Source organism: Pseudomonas schmalbachii, from assembly GCF_017589465.1.
Classification (GTDB): Bacteria; Pseudomonadota; Gammaproteobacteria; order Pseudomonadales; family Pseudomonadaceae; genus Pseudomonas; species Pseudomonas schmalbachii.
In genome coordinates, this window is record NZ_JAELYA010000041.1 from 1 (window position 1) to 255 (window position 255).

Genomic DNA, 255 nt, shown 5'->3' on the forward strand with positions numbered 1-255 from the left:
AGACAGCTAGGAGGTTGGCTTAGAAGCAGCCACCCTTTAAAGAAAGCGTAATAGCTCACTAGTCGAGTCGGCCTGCGCGGAAGATGTAACGGGGCTCAAACCACACACCGAAGCTGCGGGTGCATCGCAAGATGCGCGGTAGAGGAGCGTTCTGTAAGCCTGTGAAGGTGAGTTGAGAAGCTTGCTGGAGGTATCAGAAGTGCGAATGCTGACATGAGTAACGACAATGGGAGTGAAAAACTCCCACGCCGAAAG

At 52.9% G+C, this 255-nt stretch carries 1 rRNA gene; it reads left to right on the plus strand.

Annotation, left to right across the window (positions count from 1 at the left end):
- Window positions 1-255: ribosomal RNA gene (locus JFY56_RS24835) — 23S ribosomal RNA — on the plus strand; the annotation flags it as partial.